The following is a 13321-nucleotide window of genomic DNA, read 5'->3' on the forward strand; positions in this document are numbered from 1 at the left end:
GCGGCGACCCTAGCCAGCGGTCGTGTGAGGACCCTGATGGTCATCACGAGGATGGTCATCACGAGGATGGTGCTCACGAGGACTTCTTCGCAGCAGCCTTCCGGGCCGGGGCCTTCTTCGCCGCCGTCTTCGAGGCCGTCTTCTTCGCCGGCGCCTTCTTGGTCGTCCTCGATGCAGGGGCCGACTTGGCGGCGACGACCTTCTGGCGCCGTGGCGCACCGGGCTGCTGCGCGCCACGACCCTCGAGGATCGGCGCGAGGAACGTGCCCGTGTGGCTCTCCGGGACCGCCGCGACCTCCTCGGGCGTGCCCTCGGCGACGACCATGCCGCCACGGGACCCGCCCTCGGGACCCATGTCGATGATCCAGTCGGCCGTCTTGATGACGTCGAGGTTGTGCTCGATCACCAGGACGGAGTTGCCCTTGTCGACCAGGCTGGACAGCACGCCCAGCAGCTTGCGGATGTCCTCGAAGTGCAGGCCGGTCGTCGGCTCGTCGAGGACGTAGACCGTGCGGCCGGTGGAGCGCTTCTGCAGCTCGCTGGCGAGCTTGACGCGCTGGGCCTCGCCGCCGGAGAGCGTCGTCGCCGGCTGTCCGAGGCGGACGTAGCCGAGCCCGACCTCCTCCAGCGTCTTCATGTGACGCGCGATGGCGGGCACCGCGGCGAAGAACTCGGCGGCCTCCTCGATCGGCATGTCGAGGACCTCGGCGATGGTCTTGCCCTTGTAGTGGACCTCGAGCGTCTCGCGGTTGTAGCGGGCGCCGTGGCACACCTCGCACGGGACGTAGACGTCCGGGAGGAAGTTCATCTCGATCTTGATCGTGCCGTCGCCGGAGCACGCCTCGCAGCGTCCGCCCTTGACGTTGAACGAGAAGCGGCCCTGCAGGTAGCCCCGCATCTTGGCCTCCGGGGTGGAGGCGAAGAGCCGGCGGACGTGGTCGAAGACCCCGGTGTAGGTGGCCGGGTTGGACCGCGGGGTGCGACCGATCGGCGACTGGTCGACGTGGATCACCTTGTCGACGTGGTCGAGGCCGGTGATCTTGGTGTGGCGACCGGGGACCGTGCGGGCGTTGTAGATCTGCTTGGCCAACGAGGTGTAGAGGATGTCGTTGACCAGCGTCGACTTGCCGGATCCGGAGACGCCGGTGACGGCGGTGAAGACGCCGAGCGGGAAGCTGACGTCGACGTCCCGCAGGTTGTGCTCGCGGGCTCCGTGGACGGTGAGCTCGCGGCCCTTGGTGCGCGGACGGCGCACGGCGGGGACGGGGATCTCACGCCGACCGCTGAGGTACTGGCCCGTCATCGAGTCGGGGTGGGTGAGGAGGTCCTCGACCGTGCCCGAGTGGACGACCTGGCCGCCGTGCTCGCCGGCGCCCGGCCCGATGTCCACCACCCAGTCGGCGACGCGGACGGTCTCCTCGTCGTGCTCGACCACGATCAGGGTGTTGCCGAGCTCCTTGAGCCGCACCAGCGTCTCGATGAGGCGCTGGTTGTCGCGCTGGTGCAACCCGATCGACGGCTCGTCCAGGACGTAGAGGACGCCGACGAGGCCGGCGCCGATCTGGGTCGCGAGGCGGATGCGCTGTGCCTCGCCGCCGGAGAGGGAGCCGCTCGGCCGGTCGAGGGAGAGGTAGTCGAGGCCGACGTCGAGCAGGAACTGCAGGCGCTCCTGGATCTCCTTGAGCACCCGTTCGCCGATCTGGCGCTCACGCACGGAGAGGTCGACGGTGCGGAGGTAGTGGGCGGCCTCGTTGATCGGCAGCGCACAGACCTCGGCGATGTTCTTGCCGCCCTCGTCGCGGGCACCCAGGGTGACCGACACCGAGACCGGCTTGAGGCGAGTGCCGCGGCAGGCAGGGCACGGCACCTCGCGCATGAAGCCCTCGAACCGCTCCCGGCTCGTGTCGGACTCGGCCTCGCGGTGCCGGCGCTCGACGTAGGGGCGCACGCCCTCGAACGCCGCGTAGTAGGCGCGCTGGCGGCCGTAGCGGTTCTTGGTGACGACGTGGACCTTGGTCTTGTGGCCCTCGAGCAGGGAGGTGCGCGCCTTGGGGGTCAGCTGGTCCCACGGGGTGTTGAGGTCGAAGCCGAGCTCCTCGCCCAGCGCGTTGACCAGGCGGAGGAAGTAGTCGGCGACGTGCGCTCCGCTCCACGGCGCGATGGCGCCCTCGCCGAGGGTGGCCCCCTGGTCGGGGACGACCAGCTCGGGGTCGACCTCCATCCGGGTGCCGAGGCCCGAGCAGACGGTGCACGCGCCGAAGGGCGAGTTGAAGGAGAACGAGCGCGGCTCGAGGTCGTCGGTGTCGATGGTGTGGTCGTTGGGGCACGCCATCTTCTCCGAGAACTTCATCTCGCGCCCGGGGTCCTTGGCGTCGAGGTCGACGAAGTCGAAGACCACCAGCCCGCCGGCGAGGCCCAGCGCGGTCTCGACCGAGTCGGTGAGGCGACGCTTGGACGACTCCTTGACCGCGAGGCGGTCGACCACGACCTCGATCGTGTGCTTGAGCTTCTTGTCGAGGGTCGGCGGGTCGTCGAGCGTGTGGGTCTGGCCGTCGACGCGCGCGCGGCTGAAGCCCTGCTGCTGGAGCTGGCGGAAGAGCTCGACGTACTCGCCCTTGCGGCCCCGGATGACCGGCGCGAGCACCTGGAAGCGCCGCCCCTCCTCCAGCGCGAGGATGCGGTCGACGATCTGCTGCGGGGTCTGGCGCTCGATCGGGGCGCCGCAGGTCGGGCAGTGGGCGCGGCCCGCGCGGGCGTAGAGCAGGCGGAGGTAGTCGTAGACCTCGGTGATCGTGCCGACGGTGGAGCGCGGGTTCTTCGAGGTGGACTTCTGGTCGATGCTGACCGCCGGGCTCAGGCCCTCGATGAAGTCGACGTCGGGCTTGTCCATCTGCCCGAGGAACTGGCGGGCGTAGGCCGAGAGCGACTCGACGTAGCGGCGCTGCCCCTCGGCGAAGATCGTGTCGAACGCCAGGCTCGACTTGCCCGACCCGGACAGCCCGGTGAAGACGATGAGCGAGTCACGCGGGAGGTCGAGGGAGACGTCCTTGAGGTTGTGCTCCCGGGCGCCCCGGATGATGAGCTGGTCGGCCACAGTGGTCCTCGTTCTGGCTTTGACGGAGTCGAACACATGTTCGTCCCGGGGCGTCGTCGCTGGCAAGTCGACGCACCGGTCAACATTCTCACGCGCCACCGACAGCGGGCCCATCGTCCACCCGGCAGGGTGGACCCTGGGGTGTCTGTCGAAGTGGCACGATGGGCGGGTGATCGACGTCCCGAGACCCGACCCGGACACCATCGCCCGAGCCGATCGAGCGCTCGTCCGCACGGTCGACGCGCTCTCCGACTCCCAGTATGCCGAGCCGTCCCAACTCCCCGGCTGGACGCGTGCTCACGTCGTGGCCCACCTCGCGCTCAACGGCGAGGGGCTGGCGGGCGTCCTCCACGGGGCGCACGTCGGCCGGCCACAGCCCATGTACGCCTCGTCCGAGGCCCGCGACGCCGACATCGAGGAGCTCGCCGCGGTCGCGCCCGCCGAGCTGCGGGACCGCTTCCTCGCCGCCACCACCCGCTTCGAGGAGGCGCTCGGGGCGATGCACGAGACCGACTGGGAGGGCCGTTTCGAGCGCACGCCAGGTGGACCTGACTTCGCGCTGCGCAACGTCGTGCTGATGCGACTGCGCGAGCTCGAGATCCACCACGCAGACCTCGGCACCGGCTACACCGCCGACGACTGGCCGGCAGACTTCCGGGCGATCCTGCTGGAGTCGATGACCAAGCGCCCCTACCCCGCGCCCTTCGACGTACGTCCCACCGACCTCGACCGCACCTGGCACTACGGCCCCTCGCCCGAGCAGGGCGACGGGGGCCCCGTCGTCACCGGTACGTCGGCCGCGCTGGGGTGGTGGCTGACCGGCCGGGGCTCCGGCGAGGGCCTCACGTCCGACTCGAACGACCTCCCGGAGGTGGAGACATGGTGAACGACGGCTACACCGGCGACGTGGCGCCCGGTGGCGCTCCCGACATCCGCGCGCTCGGCTGCCTGACGCTGACCAAGGTCGCGGTCGACCCGGAGATGTCCAACAACTGCTACCTGCTCCGCTGCGGCGAGACCGAGGAGCTCGTCCTCGTCGACGCCGCCGCCGAGCCGGAGCGGCTGCTCGAGCTGATCGGCGACAGCTCGCTGACGTCGATCGTCACCACGCACCAGCACTGGGACCACCACCGGGCGCTCGCCGCCGTGAAGGCCGCGCACCCCGACGCGACGGTGGTGGCCGGCGCCCCCGACGCCGATGCCATCGAGGAGCAGACCGGCGTCAGCGTGGAGCGCCGCGTTGGCGCGGGCGACAAGGTCGCGGTCGGCACCTGCGACCTGTCGGTGATCCCCGTGGCCGGGCACACGCCCGGGTCGATCTGCCTGCTCCTGCGAGACGATGCCGTCGGCCCCACCCCGCACCTGTTCACCGGCGACTCCCTCTTCCCCGGCGGGGTGGGAGCGACGTTCGGTGACGCCGACGCCTTCGCCCAGCTCGTCGGCGAGGTGGAGACCAAGATCTTCGGCCGGCTCCCCGACGAGACGTGGTTCTACCCCGGGCACGGCGGGGACGGCCGGCTCGGCGACGAGCGGCCCCACCTCGCGGAGTGGCGCGAGCGCGGCTGGTGACGCGCTCGTGGTGGGGCTGGGGCGAGGTCGGGCAGGCGGTCACCACCGAGGAGGCCGGGGCCCTGGTGGCCCGCGCCTCGGCCCTGCTCCCCGACCACGACTTCACCCCGCACGACCCACCTGACCCGGCCTCGCTCGCCCTGCCGGCTCCCCGCATCTCCGTCCCACCGCGGATGCAGGCGATCGCGTCCACCGAGCCCACCGACCGGCTCTCCCACGCCCGCGGCAAGGCCTTCCGCGACGTGGTGCGCAACCTCCAGGGCGACGTCGGACCGCTCCCGGACGTCGTCGTCCGGCCCCGTGACGACGACGAGGTGGCGGCCGTCCTCGAGTGGTGCAGCGGGGAGGACGTCGCCGTGGTGCCGTACGGCGGCGGCAGCTCGGTCGTCGGCGGCGTCGAGCCGCGCTTCGACGGCCCAGCGGTCACCCTCGACCTCGGGCGCCTCGACCGGGTGCTCGAGGTCGACGCGCTCAGCCGCGCCGCCCGCGTGCAGGGCGGCGTCCTCGGCCCGCACCTCGAGGACCAGCTCCGCCCCCACGGGCTGACCCTGCGGCACTTTCCCCAGTCCTTCGAGTTCTCGACGCTCGGCGGGTGGCTGGCGACGCGGGCGGGCGGTCACTTCGCCACCCTCCACACCCACATCGACGACCTGACCGAGTCCATGCGGGTCGTCGCGCCGGCCGGGGTCACCGAGACCCGGCGGCTGCCCGGCTCGGGTGCGGGGCCCTCGCCCGACCGCCTGTTCCTCGGCTCGGAGGGCACGCTCGGAGTGATCACCGAGGCATGGGTCAGGCTCCAGCAGCGGCCGCGGTGGCGGCGTACGGCGTCCGTGACGTTCGACTCCTACGAGCGAGCGGTCGACGCCACCCGCGCGATTGCGCAGTCCGGCCTGCACCCCGGCAACTGCCGGCTGCTCGACCCGGCGGAGGCCTTCCTCAACGCGGGATCGTCGACCAGCGGCGGCGTGCTCGTGCTCGGCTTCGAGTCGGCCGACCACCCCGTCGACGACGCGGTCGCGCGAGCCCTCGCGATCACCGCCGAGCACGGCGGCGCGGCGACGACCCCGGAGCGGGGCGACGCCGGCGCGGCCGCGAGCTGGCGCTCGTCGTTCATCAGGATGCCCTACCAGCGCGACGCGATGGCCCGGCGCTCGATGGTCGTCGAGACCCTCGAGACCGCCTGCACCTGGGACCGCTTCCCCGCGCTCCACGCCGCGGTCACCGCCGCCGCCCATGAGGCTGCGGAGCGGGTCTGCGGCGCGGCGGTGGTCACCTGTCGGTTCACCCACGTCTACCCCGACGGCCCGGCGCCCTACTACGGCGTCTACGCCCCCGGGCGCTGGGGATCGCTGGTCGAGCAGTGGGACGAGGTGAAGGCGAGCGTGTCGCGCGCGATCGTGGACCACGGCGGCACCATCACCCACCACCACGCGGTGGGCCGCGACCACCGACCCTGGTACGACGAGCAGCGGCCCGACGCGTTCGCCGCCGCCCTGGCCGCGGCGAAGTCCGTCCTCGACCCGGCCTGGGTGCTGAACCCGGGGGTGCTGCTCGACTCGGACCGCCGTGGCAGGCTGGAGGCATGAGCACGCGTGAGCTGACCCTGGCCGACTTCGAGCAGACCGTGAGCGGCGAGGGCATCGTCCTCGTCGACTTCTGGGCTGCGTGGTGCGGACCGTGCCGCCAGTTCGCCCCCGTCTTCGAGAAGGCGTCCGAGGACAACCCCGACATCGTCTTCGGCAAGGTCGACACCGAGGCCGAGCAGCAGCTCGCCCAGATGGCTGCGATCACGTCCATCCCGACCCTCATGCTCTTCCGCGACGGCATCCTGCTCTTCAACCAGGCCGGTGCGCTCCCGCCACAGGCCCTCACCGGCGTGATCGAGCAGGCCCGCGAGCTCGACATGGACGCCGTGCGCCAGGAGGTGGCCGCCGCGCAGGAGGCCGCCGCCAACGGTCCCCAGGACGAGGTCGGCCTCGACGAGTTCGCCGCGGCCCACAGCCAGGGCGCCTACGTCGTCGACGTCCGCGAGGCCGACGAGGTGGCCGGCGGCCGCGTTCCCGGCGCCGTGCACATCCCGATGAACGACGTCCCCGCCCGGGTCGCGGAGCTGCCGCAGGACCAGCCCGTCTTCGTCATCTGCCAGGCCGGCGGCCGCAGCCGCCAGGTCGTGGACCACCTGCGTGCGAAGGGCGTCGCGGCGATCAACGTGGCGGGCGGCACCGGCGGCTGGGCGCAGCGGGGCTGGCCGCTCGAGGCCTGAGCCCTCCGCGCACCCGACCGACGCTCAGGTCATCCGCCGCAGGATCACCGGCCGCAGGTTGGTCGACAGGTGAGCCGCGAGCGCCACGAAGAACGCCACGTGGGCGCCGACGTGCAGCGGCAGCCAGGCGTCGTCCCCGGTGGTGACCAGCACGATCCCGCTGAGCGGCACGACGACGAGCAGCGCCAGGAGGGCGCGCTCGGTCCAGTGGACCAGGCGTCGCTGACCGGCCGAGAGGTGCTCCGACCACGGCGGCAGACCGGCGACCCTGCGCCACAGCGGTCGTACGACGCCCAGCGCCAGCACGGTGAGGCCGAGCAGCAGGTGCAGCTCGGCGAGGTCGAACCCACCGCCGAGCAGGTCGTAGTCGTCGGCGCGGGCCTCGCACTGGTCCTCGAGCCGGTCGAGCCGCTCCTCCTCGGCGTCGCTGGTGTCGCCGCCGCTCCGCTCCTCACCGGGCGGGTCGCAGTTCCCGTCGAGGTCGAGGAGGTAGCCGACCGAGAACTGGGCGGCCACCGCGAGCACGGTCAGCCAGTGCAGGACCTTCTGCGAGACGCGGTACCCACGCATGTCCCCCGTCGTCGTCACGTCGGGGATGCTAGCGAGCGGTGACGCGGCCGCCGTCGAGGTCCCAGCGCTGGTCGAGCGTGACGTTGGCGAGCATCCGGCGGTCGTGGGAGACCAGGAGCAGCGTCCCGTCGTACGTCGCCAGGGCCTGCTCGAGCTGCTCGATCGCGGGCAGGTCGAGGTGGTTGGTGGGCTCGTCGAGGACGAGCAGGTTGACGCCGCGGGCCTGCAGGAGCGCCATGGCGGCCCGGGTGCGCTCGCCGGGCGAGAGCCGGTGGACGAGGCTGGCGACCTGGTCGGCCTTGAGGCCGAACTTGGCCAGCAGGGTGCGCACCTCCGCGGGGGTCATCGCCGGCACGGCGGCCTCGAAGGCGTCGCAGAGCGGCAGTGCCTCCGCCAGGGACGTACGGGCCTGGTCGATCTCGCCGACCGCGACGCTCGCGCCAAGGGTGGCACGGCCCTCGTCGGGTGCCACGTGACCGAGCAGCAGCCGCAGCAGGGTGGTCTTGCCGGCGCCGTTGGGGCCGGTGATGGCGATGCGGTCCCCGGCCGAGACCTGGAGCGACACCGGCCCGAGCTGGAAGTCGCCCAGCCGGACGACCGCCGCGTCGAGGACCGCGACGACGCTCGATGAGCGGCGTGCGGTCGCGATGTCGAACTGCAGCACCCACTCCTTGCGGGGCTCCTCGACCTCCTCGAGGCGCGCGATCCGGGACTCCATCTGTCGCACCTTCTGGGCCTGCTTCTCCGACGACTCGCTCTGCGCGCGCCGGCGGATCTTGTCGTTGTCGGGCGCCTTCCGCATCGCGTTGCGCACGCCCTGCGAGCTCCACTCCCGCTGGGTGCGGGCCCGGGAGACGAGGTCGGCCTTCTTGTCCGCGAACTCCTCGTAGGCCTGGCGGGCGTGCCGCCGGGCGACCGCCCGCTCCTCGAGGTAGGCGTCGTAGCCACCGTCGTACACCGCGACCTGGCGCTGGGCGAGGTCGAGCTCGACGACCCGGGTGACGCAGCGCGCCAGGAACTCCCGGTCGTGGGAGACCACGACGACGCCGGCGCGGAGGCCACGCACGAACGACTCCAGCCGCTCGAGACCGGCGAGGTCGAGGTCGTTGGTGGGCTCGTCGAGCAGCACGACGTCGAACCGGCTCAGCAGCAGCGCAGCGAGGGCGGCACGAGCCGCCTGACCGCCCGAGAGCGTGGTCATGAGAGCGTCCAGCCCGAGGTCGAGACCCAGCTCAGCCAGGACCGCGGGAGCACGGTCCTCGAGGTCCGGCGCACCCGTCGCCAGCCAGTGGTCCAGCGCGACGGCGTACACGTCGGGGGCCTCAGGGTCCTCCGACTCGAGCGCCGCGGCGGCGTCCTCCATCGCCCGGGTCGCGCGAGTCGCACCCGTCCGGCGGCCGAGGTAGCCGGCGATCGTCTCCCCGACGATGCGCTCGTGCTCCTGCGGGAGCCAGCCCACGAAGGCGTCCGAAGGTGCGGTCGACACCCGCCCGGCCATCGGCGTCGACTCGCCGGCGAGCAGTCGCAGCAGCGTCGACTTCCCGGCGCCGTTGGCCCCGACGACCCCCACCACGTCCCCCGGGGAGACGGTGAGGTCGAGGGACTCGAAGAGGGTGCGCGGCCCGTGGCCACCGGCCAGGTCCTTCGCGACAAGGGTGCCGGTCACGCGCCCAGAGTAGTCAGCGGAGCGTGGGATAACCTCGCCGCGTGCTGATCAGCGACTCGCGCAAGGTCCTCTTCGTCCACGTCCCCAAGACGGGCGGCGTGTCGGTGGAGGAGACCGTCAAGGAGGCCTGCCCCGATGCGCGCAAGGCCCGCGTCCCGATCGGCCGCCACGCGACGCTCGGCAAGATCATCAAGACCGAGCCCCAGGTGATCGACTACTGGACCTTCGGGTTCGTCCGCAACCCGTGGGCCCGGATGGTCTCGTGGTACTCGATGATCTCGGCCTGGGACCGTCGGCACGGGCCGAGCAGCGGCAAGCCGCAGGACGTCAGGCACGGCTCGATGCGCGACGGCAACGCCATGTGGCGAGCGGCCGCGGCCTACTCCGGCTTCGACGAGTTCGTGATGCGCGGGACCGAGGAGCTGCCGCGCGTCGGGACGCCGCAGATCACCTACCTGCGCGCGCCGAAGCACGGCCGCGAGGTCGACTTCATCGGTCGCACGGAGAACTTCGTCGCGGACCTGCAGCAGGTGCAGGTGCAGCTCGGGCTCGAGCCGTCGACGCCGGTGCACAAGAACAAGTCCAAGCACGGCACCTACCACGACTACTACACCGACGAAACCCGCCAGCGGGTCGCCGAGGTCTACGCCGAGGACATCGAGGTCTTCGGTTACACCTACGACTGACGGCTGGGACCTGCCGGGCCGTCGAGGTCCGGCAGCCGGGTGCCGCGCGCGCCCGCCCACTCGCCCGTGGCCTCGAGCCGGCGCCACACGTCGTACTCCGGCGCGAAGTGGGCCACCAGCGCCTCGCGGGTGGCGAAACCGAGCTCCCCGTGCTCAGCGGTGGAGGCGTTGCGCCGCTCGAAGTCCAGCGGCCGGCCGATCCGCTCGCTGAACCATGCCGACCAGACGTCGGGCCGCTCGACGGCGAAGACCCGGTCGACGGCAACCGCGCCCTGGGCGTGGATGAACCTCGCCGGGCGCCCCTTGGGGACCGGCGCGTCGTCGTGGCCGGCGAGGTAGTGCAGCGCGAACTCCTCGAACGTCATGTCGGCGGTCGACTGCCGGCTGTCCTCCCGGGCCCGGTAGCGCCACCACGACTCGAGCCAGGCGATCGGTTCACGGAACATGGCGACGAGCTCGTAGGACTCGCGCGGATGCCCCTGCTCGGCGAGCTCGTGTGCCTTGGTGTGCACGAACCCCCGCGCCGGGAGGTGCTTGCGGCCGGGTGGTGCGCTGACCGACTCGGTGGCGTACGGCGACAGCGTCCGCTCGAGGGCCGTGCTCGCCGTCTTGGGCAGGGCGAGGAGCACGAAGTCCCGGCCGGGCCCGAGCTCGAGGAACGTCATCACCGGCCGATCATCCCGCACCGGCCCGTCCGGTCGGCGGGCGGGCGAGACGCAGGCGGGGCCTGTCACCGGTGCGTGGGTTAGCCTCGCGCCCGTGCTCATCTCCGACGCCAGGCGTGCGCTCTTCGTGCACGTGCCCAAGACGGGCGGGGTGTCGGTCGGGGTCGCGTTCGAGCGCTGCTGCCCCGATGCGCGGAGCAAGGCACCCGGCGTCACGCCCCCGCTCGGCCGCCATGCCCCGTACGCCCGGATCCTCCGCGCCGAGCCGCAGACGGCGGGCTACTGGTCCTTCGCGTTCGTCCGGAACCCCTGGGCGCGGATGGTCTCGTGGTGGTCGATGATCCAGGACTGGGACCGCGAGTGGGGACCGTCCAGCGGCCGCCCCCAGGGCGCGGAGGCCACGCGGATGCGCGGCAACGACATGTGGCGGGCGGCAGCGTCGTACGCCGGCTTCGACGAGTTCGTGCTGCGCGGCACCGAGGAGCTGCCCCGGGTCGGCCGGCCGCAGGTGGACTACCTGCGCGCGCCCGACCGCGAGGTCGACTTCGTCGGACGGACCGAGACGTTCGCCGACGACCTCGCCCACGTCGAGCGCCGGCTCGGCGGCGAGCCGGTCCATGTGCCGCACCGCAACAAGTCGCCGCACGGCAGCTATCGCGACTACTACACCGACGCGACCCGGGCGAAGGTCGCCGAGGTCTACGCGCCCGACCTCGAGGCGTTCGGCTACACCTTCTGACCCCGTTGCCCTTCCGCTCGGATCCCCGGCCTGCCACATTCCTCCCGTGGACGCACTCGACGGCTGGACCCGCAGCGAGCACACCGATGACGTGGCGGGCGTCCCGACCACCCACCCCGTCTGGCGTCGCGGGACCGGCCCCGGAGTGGTGGTCATCCACGAGCTGCCGGGCCTGACCGCCGGCGTGGTCCGCTTCGGCGAGGAGCTGGTCGCGGCCGGCTACACGGTCCTGCTGCCGCACCTCTTCGGCCCGGCCGGCCCCGAGTTCAACAACGCCGACGTGGCACGGGTCTTCCCCCGGGTCTGCATCAGCCGGGAGCTCACCAAGCTCGCCCGTGGCGTCACGACCCCGGTGGCCGGGTGGCTCCGATCCCTGGCGCGCGAGCTCCACGCCGAGCTCGGCGGGCCCGGCGTCGGTGCGCGCGGGATGTGCTTCACCGGCGGCTTCGCCCTCGCGATGATGGTCGACGAGTCGGTCGTCGCTCCGGTGCTGTGCCAGCCGAGCACTCCGTTCGCGGTGAGCCCCGCACGGTCCCGCGACGTCAACCTCTCCCCCGGCGACCTCGACATCGTCAAGGGCCGCTGCTCCGCCGGTCAGCAGGTGCTCGGCGTCCGCTTCCGCTCCGACCCCGCGATCGGCAAGCGCTTCGAGACGCTCACGACCGAGCTCGGTGACGCCTTCCTCCGCGTCGAGCTCGAGGGCAAGGGCCACTCCACGGTGACGGAGCACCGCTCTCAGGTGGCCGTGGACGCGGTGCTTGAGTTCTTCGGTTCGCGGCTGCGATAGCTGCCTGGTCGCTGGTTGAGGAAGGGACGAAGTCCCGTCACGAAACCACTCTGAGAAGGGTGTCCAGCAACCGTCCACAGCCATGGCTGATGTCGGTGGTCGCCGATAGGATCGAACACATGATCGAGACGCTGGCAGGCTCTGGAGCAGGCGAGGTCGACGACCTCACCGCCTCCGCGATCCTGTCAGCAATCCGTGCCCAGCGCGTCGATGAGGAACGCGCGGCAGCGGCCCAGCTCGTCCTGGCTGCTCAGTGGGCCGACCTGCACCCGCCGGAGTCCATCCACGACGCGGCCGCGTTCACCGTGCCGGGCTGTGAGCACGAGGAGCCCATCGCGGGCGAGGGTGCGCCGCTGGTGGCGGAGTTCTGCCTGGCCGAGCTCGGCACCGTCCTGGGGATCTCGACGACCGCGGCGAAGAAGCTCGTGGGCCACGCTCTCGAGCTCCGGCACCGCCTCCCGCGGCTGTGGGCGCAGGTCCAGGCAGGCCGGGTGCCGGCGTGGCGGGCGCGCGCGGTCGCCGAGGTCACTATCCACTCGACCCCGGCGCTGACTGTCGAGGCAGCGGCTTTCGTGGACGCGCAGGTCGCCGCGGTCGCCGGTCGAGTTGGTGCGGCGCAGCTGGACCGGCTGGTCGCGGAGGCGATCAAGCGGTTCGACCTCGTGAGCACCGACCCGGCTGCTGACCCGGAGGACGGCTACCTCCACGTCGACCCGCGCCACGCCACGATCCACGACGACGACGTGCACTACGCGGGGACGATGCGCCTCGAGGCCGAGCTCGACCTCGCCGACGCCCTGGACCTCGACCGGGTCCTCGCTCACGGCGCGGAAACGTTGAAGGCGCTCGGGTCCAAGGCGCCGCTCGATGCCCGGCGTGCCGCTGCCCTCGGCGACCTGGCCCGGACCCAGACCGCCCTCGACCTCCACGCCCACGGCGCTACCGGCGCCCGCAATGCTGACGGCTTGCCGGCCGCCCGCGAGGTCGTGCTGCACGCCCACTTCGATGTCAGCGCTGTCGGCGACGCGACAGTCTTCGACGCGACCGGTCGACTCGAGGAGCGGAAACGCCTCGTCGTCCTCGACCAAGTCAGGAACTGGTGCGGCGACACCCGCACGAAGGTCACCGTGAAGCCGGTGATCGACCTCAACGCCGACCTCTCCACGCCGGCGTACGAGGTGCCCGACCGGATCCGTGAGCAAGTGATCCTGCGGGATCGCAGGCGAGTTCTAGGTAGTGACGCAACACCTCACCTGAGGAGTTGTGATGAGGAAGTTCACCA

At 71.9% G+C, this 13321-nt stretch carries 12 protein-coding genes; 8 read left to right on the forward strand and 4 right to left on the reverse strand.

Annotation, left to right across the window (positions count from 1 at the left end):
- Positions 1–73: 73 nt before the first annotated feature.
- Positions 74–3094, reverse strand: coding sequence for an excinuclease ABC subunit UvrA (uvrA, locus tag ACFQW6_RS22740; RefSeq protein WP_378550953.1), 3021 nt, complete (start codon positions 3092–3094; stop codon positions 74–76).
- A 169-nt stretch (positions 3095–3263) separates the two neighbouring features.
- Here uvrA and ACFQW6_RS22745 point away from each other — a divergent pair, with 169 nt between their 5' ends.
- From ACFQW6_RS22745 to trxA, 4 genes are read left to right on the forward strand one after another with little or no spacing between them, the layout of a single operon-like run.
- Positions 3264–3980, forward strand: a complete 717-nt coding sequence (locus ACFQW6_RS22745; RefSeq protein WP_378550955.1) for a maleylpyruvate isomerase family mycothiol-dependent enzyme — start codon at positions 3264–3266, stop codon at positions 3978–3980.
- Positions 3974–4663 (forward strand): MBL fold metallo-hydrolase, encoded by a 690-nt coding sequence (locus ACFQW6_RS22750; RefSeq protein ID WP_378550957.1) that lies wholly within the window; start codon positions 3974–3976, stop codon positions 4661–4663. Before ACFQW6_RS22745 ends, ACFQW6_RS22750 begins: the two co-directional genes overlap by 7 nt.
- Positions 4660–6249, forward strand: a complete 1590-nt coding sequence (locus ACFQW6_RS22755) for an FAD-binding oxidoreductase (protein WP_378550959.1) — start codon at positions 4660–4662, stop codon at positions 6247–6249. Before ACFQW6_RS22750 ends, ACFQW6_RS22755 begins: the two co-directional genes overlap by 4 nt.
- Positions 6246–6926, forward strand: coding sequence for a thioredoxin (gene trxA, locus ACFQW6_RS22760; RefSeq protein WP_378550961.1), 681 nt, complete (start codon positions 6246–6248; stop codon positions 6924–6926). Before ACFQW6_RS22755 ends, trxA begins: the two co-directional genes overlap by 4 nt.
- Positions 6927–6950: 24 nt before the next feature.
- Here trxA and ACFQW6_RS22765 read toward each other — a convergent pair whose 3' ends face one another.
- Together ACFQW6_RS22765 and abc-f are read right to left on the reverse strand one after the other, a co-directional pair.
- Complete coding sequence (locus tag ACFQW6_RS22765) at positions 6951–7514, reverse strand: cytochrome b/b6 domain-containing protein (protein WP_378550963.1); 564 nt, start codon at positions 7512–7514, stop codon at positions 6951–6953.
- A 10-nt stretch (positions 7515–7524) separates the two neighbouring features.
- On the reverse strand, positions 7525–9162 hold the full coding sequence (gene abc-f, locus ACFQW6_RS22770) for a ribosomal protection-like ABC-F family protein (protein WP_378550965.1): 1638 nt from the start codon (positions 9160–9162) through the stop codon (positions 7525–7527).
- A gap of 41 nt (positions 9163–9203) precedes the next feature.
- On the opposite strand from abc-f, the gene ACFQW6_RS22775 reads away from it, so the two are divergent.
- Positions 9204–9848, forward strand: a complete 645-nt coding sequence (locus ACFQW6_RS22775) for a sulfotransferase family 2 domain-containing protein (RefSeq protein ID WP_378550966.1) — start codon at positions 9204–9206, stop codon at positions 9846–9848.
- Here the strand turns inward: ACFQW6_RS22775 and ACFQW6_RS22780 are convergent.
- On the reverse strand, positions 9839–10516 hold the full coding sequence (locus tag ACFQW6_RS22780) for a hypothetical protein (protein ID WP_378550967.1): 678 nt from the start codon (positions 10514–10516) through the stop codon (positions 9839–9841). The genes ACFQW6_RS22775 and ACFQW6_RS22780 overlap by 10 nt on opposite strands.
- Positions 10517–10607: 91 nt before the next feature.
- Here ACFQW6_RS22780 and ACFQW6_RS22785 point away from each other — a divergent pair, with 91 nt between their 5' ends.
- From ACFQW6_RS22785 to ACFQW6_RS22795, 3 genes are all read left to right on the forward strand, one after another.
- A complete protein-coding gene (locus ACFQW6_RS22785) occupies positions 10608–11252 on the forward strand; it encodes a sulfotransferase family 2 domain-containing protein (RefSeq protein ID WP_378550968.1) in 645 nt (214 codons plus the stop codon).
- 46 nt (positions 11253–11298) lie between these two features.
- Complete coding sequence (locus ACFQW6_RS22790; protein ID WP_378550969.1) at positions 11299–12039, forward strand: dienelactone hydrolase family protein; 741 nt, start codon at positions 11299–11301, stop codon at positions 12037–12039.
- A 119-nt stretch (positions 12040–12158) separates the two neighbouring features.
- Positions 12159–13321 (forward strand): HNH endonuclease (locus ACFQW6_RS22795; protein ID WP_378550970.1); only part of this gene is annotated, 1163 nt, incomplete at its 3' end.

Source organism: Nocardioides sp. GCM10028917 (genome assembly GCF_042666175.1).
Lineage (GTDB): Bacteria > Actinomycetota > Actinomycetes > Propionibacteriales > Nocardioidaceae > Nocardioides.